This is a genomic window from Nocardia sp. NPDC057455, assembly GCF_042802775.1.
In the GTDB taxonomy this organism is placed as follows: Bacteria; Actinomycetota; Actinomycetes; order Mycobacteriales; family Mycobacteriaceae; genus Nocardia.
This window is the reverse complement of the sequence record NZ_JBHVDM010000046.1, coordinates 46,184-52,436: the sequence shown is the minus strand read 5'-3', so window position 1 is coordinate 52,436 and position 6,253 is coordinate 46,184. Positions and strand designations below refer to the sequence as shown.

Here is a 6,253-nt window from a genome sequence, read left to right as displayed (position 1 = left end):
TGGTGGGCTCGTTTTTGTTTATACCCCCCCGCCGCTGACGCCCTAACCCCCGGCCGGCGGGGGGGGGGGGATCCGCGACAGGTGGGACTAGACGCAGGCCAGCGCCTTCGCCTCGCGGCGACGACGGTGCAGGATCGGCTCGGTGTACCCGTTGGGCTGCTTGGTGCCCTCCAGGATCAGTTCCTTGGCGGCCTGGAAGGCGATGCTGCCCGCGAAGTCCGGCGCCATCGCCCGGTAGTTCGGGTCGCCGGCGTTCTGCCGGTCCACGACCGGGGCCATCCGCTCCAGGCTGGCCACCACCTCGTCGGCGGTGACGATCCCGTGGCGCAGCCAGTTGGCCATCAGCTGGCTGGAGATGCGCAGCGTCGCACGGTCTTCCATGAGCGCGACGTCCTTGATGTCGGGCACCTTGGAGCAGCCGACGCCCTGGTCGATCCACCGCACCACGTAACCGAGGATGGACTGTGAGTTGTTGTCCAACTCCTGGCGCTTGTCCTCGTCGGTCCAGTTCGGCGCGGCGGCCAGCGGGATCTCCAGGATCTCGTCGACGGTGGCACGGCGGCCGCCCTTGGCGATCTCCTGCTGCCGCTTGAACACGTCGACCAGGTGGTAGTGCGTCGCGTGCAGGGTGGCGGCGGTCGGCGAGGGCACCCACGCGGTGTTGGCGCCCGCGCGCGGATGGCCGATCTTCTGGGCGAGCATGTCGGCCATCAGATCGGGCATGGCCCACATGCCCTTACCGATCTGCGCCTTGCCGGGCAGGCCCGCCGCGAGACCGGTGTCGACGTTCCAGTCCTCGTAGGACAGGATCCACTGCTGGGACTTCATGTCGGCCTTGCGAACCATCGGCCCGGCCTCCATCGAGGTGTGGATCTCGTCGCCGGTGCGGTCGAGGAAGCCGGTGTTGATGAACACCACCCGCTCGGCGGCGGCCTGGATGCAGGCCTTCAGGTTCACCGTGGTCCGGCGCTCCTCGTCCATGATGCCGACCTTCAGCGTGTTGCGCGCCAGCCCGAGCACGTCCTCGATCCGGCCGAACAGCTCGTTGGCGAACGCGACCTCGTCCGGGCCGTGCATCTTCGGCTTCACGATGTAGACCGAGCCGGTGCGGCTGTTCTTCAGCTTCGCGTCCTCGGCCAGGCTGTGCTTGGCGATCAGCGAGGTGATCAGCCCGTCCATGATGCCCTCGGGCACCTCGTTGCCCTCGGCGTCGAGGATCGCGTCGGAGGTCATCAGGTGCCCGACGTTGCGCACGAACAGCAGCGAACGGCCGTGCAGCACCAATTCGCCGCCGGACGGCGCGGTGTACACGCGGTCGGGGTTCATGGTGCGGGTGAAGGTCTTCTCGCCCTTGCTGACCTTCTCCGCGAGGTCGCCCTTCATCAGGCCGAGCCAGTTGTGGTAGCAGAGCACCTTGTCCTCGGCGTCCACCGCGGCGACCGAGTCCTCGAAGTCCATGATCGTGGTGACCGCGGACTCCAGCACGACGTCCTTGATGCCCGCGGTGTCGGTGCTGCCGATCGGCGACTGCGGGTCGATCTGGATCTCGATGTGCAGACCGTTGTGCTTCAGCAGTACCGAACTCGGCGCCTCGGGGTCACCGAGGTAGCCGACCAACTGCGAGGCATCGGCCAGGCCGATGCTGGTGCCGTCCTCCAGGCCGACCTCCAACTCGCCGTCCACGATCGTGTAGGAGGTGGAGCCGATGTGCGAACCGGTGATGAGGGTGACCGAGTCGTCGAGGAAGTTGCGCGCCCACTCGATGACCTTGTCGCCGCGCGCCTTGTTGTAGCCGGTGCCCTTCTCCGCGCCGTTGGCCTCGGAGATGGCGTCGGTGCCGTAGAGCGCGTCGTACAGCGAGCCCCAGCGCGCGTTGGCGGCGTTGATGGCGAAGCGAGCGTTCATCACCGGCACCACCAGCTGCGGGCCCGCGGTGACGGCGATCTCGTCGTCCACGTTCTGGGTGGTGATCCGGAAATCGGCGGGCTCCGGGCGCAAATAGCCGATCTCGGTCAGGAAGTTCTTGTAGGCGGCCTTGTCGTAGGTCGCGCCGGGGTGCTCCGCGTGCCAGGCGTCGACCTTGCCCTGGATCTCGTCGCGTTCGGCCAGCAGAGCGCGGTTGCGTGGAGCGAGATCGTTGATGACCTGCTCGGCACCGGCCCAGAACGCGGCGGAATCCACGCCGGAACCGGGGAGCGCCTCGTTCTCGACGAACTCGTGAAGAACGCGTGCCACCTGGAGCCCGCCGACCTGAATCCGCTCTGTCATCTACTGCCTCACTTCCGAGAAAGCCGAGTGGGAAAACAGTGCCATGTTACCCGTGGGTAGTGGAGTCGCCGCGCGCCGGGTCGCTCTGGGCACTGTGCCCGAATGCATCCGCCACGCCGAATGAGCTGGTCTTCCACCCGGCGGGTCGTCGAGCCGTCGGCGGTCGGCCGGACAGCCCCTTGATCGTAACGTGCCGCCGAATTAATGTACTGGTCGGAACATTTCTATGCAGGCAGGAGTTCAAGTGCCACTCACCGACAAGGTCGCCGTCGTCACCGGGGGCAGCCGGGGGCTGGGCAAGCAGATGGTGCTGGCGTTCGCCGAGGCGGGCGCCGATGTGGTGATCGCCAGCCGCAAGCTGGACGGGTGCGCCGCGCTCGCCGAGGAGGTGACGCGACGGTTCGGCCGCCGGGCCCTGCCGGTGGCCTGCAACGTCAGCGACTGGTCGCAGTGCGACGCCCTGGCGGAGACCGTCTACGACGCGTTCGGCCGAGTGGATGTGCTGGTCAACAACGCGGGACTCGCGCCGCTGTACCCGAGCTTGGACCAGGTCACCGAAGCGTTGTTCGACAAGGTCATCGGCGTGAATCTCAAGGGGCCGTTTCGGCTGTCGGCCCTGATCGGCAGTCGGATGGCGGCCGACGGCGGCGGCTCCATCATCAACATCTCCTCGCTCGAGGCGACCAGGCCGGAGCCCTTCGCGGTCCCCTATTCGGCGGCCAAGGCGGGACTCAACGCCCTGACCGGCGGACTGGCCCAGACGTTCGCGCCGAACGTGCGGGTCAACACCATCCAGTGCGGCCCCTTCGACACCGACATCGCGACGGCGTGGCCCGACGAGTTACGCGAAGAACTCACCAGACACAATGCCCTGCGCCGAGTCGGCAAACCGGAGGAGATCGTCGGGGCCGCATTGTTCTTCGCCACCGACGCCTCGGCGTTCTGCACCGGCTCCACTCTCGCGATCGATGGAGGCTGGCGATGAAGGCGCTGACTTACGAAGGCCCGCAGCAGATCTCGTATCAGGACAGGCCGGACCCGGTCCTGCCCGGGCCGGACGGCGCGATCGTCCGGGTCACCGCGGCGGGCATCTGCGGCAGCGATCTACACATCTACGCCGGGCACGGATTCGTCCCGGGCGCCGGTTACGGTGTCGGGCACGAAGCGGTCGGCGAGATCGTGGAACTGGGGCCGCAGACCCGAGGGTTCTCCGTCGGCGACCGCGTGCTGGTCGCCGCCTCCGCGGGCTGCGACGGCTGCGAGCAGTGCCGCGCCGGGATCGTCACCGCGTGCGCGCGCCACCCGCTGCCGGTCGACGCCTGCTATGGGCTCGGCGGATCGCTGGCGGGGTGTCAGGCCCAACTGCTCGCCGTCCCGCACGCGTCGGGCAACCTGGCGACGTTGCCCGACGAGGTGAGCGACATCGCCGCCGTCGTGCTCACCGACAACGCTCCGACCGCGTGGTACGGAGCCCGGCGAGCCCGGATCGCGCCGGGCGACACCGTGGTGGTGATCGGGCTCGGCCCCGTCGGTCTCATGGCGGTGCAGTCCGCCTTCGCCATGGGTGCGGCCCGGGTGCTCGGCGTCGACCTGCTCGCCGAACGCCGCGAGCGCGCCGCCGAGCTGGGCGCCGAGCCGGTCGAGTCGGACGATCCGAAGCAGGCGATCCGTGAAACGCTGCGCGGCGGAGCGGATGTCGCGATCGAGGCGGTCGGGGCCGACGAAACCATCAAGCTGGCGATCAGCGCCGTCGGGCACGGCGGCCGGGTCAGCGTGATCGGCGTGAGCCACAACCGCGCCTATCCGTTCCACATGATGGCTGCGCAGGTGAAGGACCTGGAATTCCACATCGGGCTGTGCTCGATCCAGTACGAACTACCCGCCCTGCTGAAACTCACCGCGGGCGGCAGGCTGCGGCCCGAGGCCGTGGTCACCCACCACCTCCCCATGTCCGAAGGGCCCGCCGCCTACCGGATGTTCGCCGAGCGGGCCGACGGGGTGGGCAAGGTCGTTCTGGACCCGTCGAGGTGACCGGTCCTTCCCGCAGGCGCGGCCGCCCGCCCGCCGCCGAATCGACGGCGAGCGACACCAGGGCGCGGATCGTGCGGGCGGCGATCGACCTGTTCGCCGAACAGGGCTTCCACGGCACCGGCGTGGCCGAGATCGGCGAGCGGGCCGACGTGCAGCGCGGTGCGCTGTACTACCACATCGGTTCCAAAGAGGAACTGCTCTGGCAGATCCTGCGCGACTACACCCAGCTGATGCTGGCCGAGGCCGAGCAGATCGCCGACGGGCCCGACGATCCGGTCATCAAGCTACGCGAGATGATTCACAGTCACGTGCGCCTGATCATTCACCACCAGCGCGAGGTGTCCATCCAACTGCGCGACGTCGCCGCGCTCACCGGCGAGCGCGCCGCGCAATTGCAGGACCTGCGCGACCGCGTGCAGTACTGCTGGCAACGCGTCATCGACGCCGGTCACGCCGAAGGTCTGGTGCGCACCGGCGACCACGTGGTCACCAACAGCGTGCTGGGCATGCTGAACATGGTGTCGATCTGGTACCGCCCGGACGGCGACCACTCTCCCGGCGAGATCGCCGAAATCCTCGCGACCACTTTGCTCGACGGCGTGGTGACCGGCACCGCGCGGGACACGAAAGGCTGACCATGGCTTGGGATTTCGAGACCGACCCGGAGTACCAGCGGAAGCTGGACTGGGCGGCGGAGTTCGTCCGCACCGAGGTGGAGCCGCTGGACCTGCTCTACCCCAACCCCTACGACCGCACCGATCGCGAGGCCATGGCGCTGACGCGGCCGCTGAAGGAGCAGGTCAAGGAGCAGGGTCTGTGGGCCTGCCACCTCGGACCGGAACTGGGCGGCCCCGGCTTCGGGCAGATGAAGCTCGCCCTGCTCAACGAGGTGCTCGGCACGTCGGTGTGGGCGCCGTCGGTATTCGGCTGCCAGGCACCGGATTCGGGCAACGCGGAGATCCTCGCTCACTACGGCACACCGGAGCAGAAGAAGACCTATCTCGAGCCGCTGCTGGCCGGGGAGATCGGCTCGTGCTACGTGATGACCGAACCGACCGGCGGCTCGGACCCGACGCTGTTCCATACCCGCGCGGTGCGCGACGGAGACCACTGGGTGATCAACGGCGAGAAGTGGTTCAACTCCAACGCGCAGTTCGCCGCCTTCCACATCGTCATGGTGGTGACCGATCCGGAGGTCAGCCCGTACCGGGGCATGTCGATGTTCATCGTCCCCGCCGACGCCCCCGGGTTGGAGATCGTGAAGAACTATCACGTCGCCGGTTTCAGCGAGCACGAAGGCCATCTGCGGTTCACCGATGTCCGTGTGCCCGCCGACCACCTGCTCGGGGCCGAAGGCCAGGGCTTCGTCGTAGCGCAGACGCGGCTGGGCGGCGGGCGCGTGCATCACGCGATGCGCACGGTCGCCATGGTCGGCAAGGCATTCGACATGATGGCCGAGCGAGCGGTGTCGCGGCCGATGCGCGGCGGCCCGCTGGCCGGATTGCAGATGACGCAGGAACGCATCGCCGACAGCTGGATCGAGATGGAGCAGTTCCGGCTGCTGGTCCTGCGCACGGCGTGGCGTATCGACAAGGAGCAGGACTACCGGAAGGTGCGCAAGGACATCGCCGCGATCAAGGTCGCCATGCCCAAGGTGATGCACGACATCGCCCAGCGCGCGCTGCACCTGCACGGCGCGCTCGGCGTCAGCCAGGACCTGCCTTTCATCGACATGCTCGGCTACGCCGAGGTGATGGCGCTCGCCGACGGCCCCACCGAGGTGCACAAGATCACCCTCGCGAAGGAGGTCTTGAAGGACTATGCCCCGGCCGACCCGGTATACCCCAGCGGATACCGGCCCGCGCTCCGGGAGAAGGCGCGCGAACTGGTCGCCCAGCGTCTCGAGCACATCGTCGGAAATCTTTGAGCTCGGTGCGCGGGCCGGCGTCCGAGT

The 6,253-nt window shown here is 68.2% G+C and carries 5 protein-coding genes; 4 read left to right on the top strand and 1 reads right to left on the bottom strand.

Annotated elements, in window-relative coordinates:
- Nucleotides 1-87: 87 nt before the first annotated feature.
- Nucleotides 88-2,268, bottom strand: coding sequence for a malate synthase G (locus ACFU5M_RS20025; protein WP_379051209.1), 2,181 nt, complete (start codon nt 2,266-2,268; stop codon nt 88-90).
- A gap of 244 nt (nt 2,269-2,512) precedes the next feature.
- Between ACFU5M_RS20025 and ACFU5M_RS20020 the strand changes: the two genes are divergently transcribed.
- Genes ACFU5M_RS20020 through ACFU5M_RS20005 form a run of 4 tightly spaced genes read left to right on the top strand, consistent with a single transcriptional unit; the run spans nt 2,513 to nt 6,226 of the window.
- Nucleotides 2,513-3,253, top strand: a complete 741-nt coding sequence (locus ACFU5M_RS20020) for an SDR family NAD(P)-dependent oxidoreductase (protein ID WP_379051207.1) — start codon at nt 2,513-2,515, stop codon at nt 3,251-3,253.
- Nucleotides 3,250-4,299 carry a zinc-binding dehydrogenase gene (locus ACFU5M_RS20015; RefSeq protein WP_379051204.1) on the top strand — a complete coding sequence of 350 codons (1,050 nt, stop codon included), beginning with the start codon at nt 3,250-3,252 and terminating at the stop codon, nt 4,297-4,299. The genes ACFU5M_RS20020 and ACFU5M_RS20015 overlap by 4 nt, the downstream gene beginning before the upstream one ends.
- Nucleotides 4,296-4,934 carry a TetR/AcrR family transcriptional regulator gene (locus ACFU5M_RS20010; RefSeq protein WP_379051201.1) on the top strand — a complete coding sequence of 213 codons (639 nt, stop codon included), beginning with the start codon at nt 4,296-4,298 and terminating at the stop codon, nt 4,932-4,934. Before ACFU5M_RS20015 ends, ACFU5M_RS20010 begins: the two co-directional genes overlap by 4 nt.
- A 2-nt stretch (nt 4,935-4,936) precedes the next feature.
- Nucleotides 4,937-6,226: an acyl-CoA dehydrogenase family protein gene (locus tag ACFU5M_RS20005; protein ID WP_379051198.1), complete on the top strand. Its 1,290-nt coding sequence runs from the start codon at nt 4,937-4,939 to the stop codon at nt 6,224-6,226.
- Nucleotides 6,227-6,253: the final 27 nt, after the last annotated feature.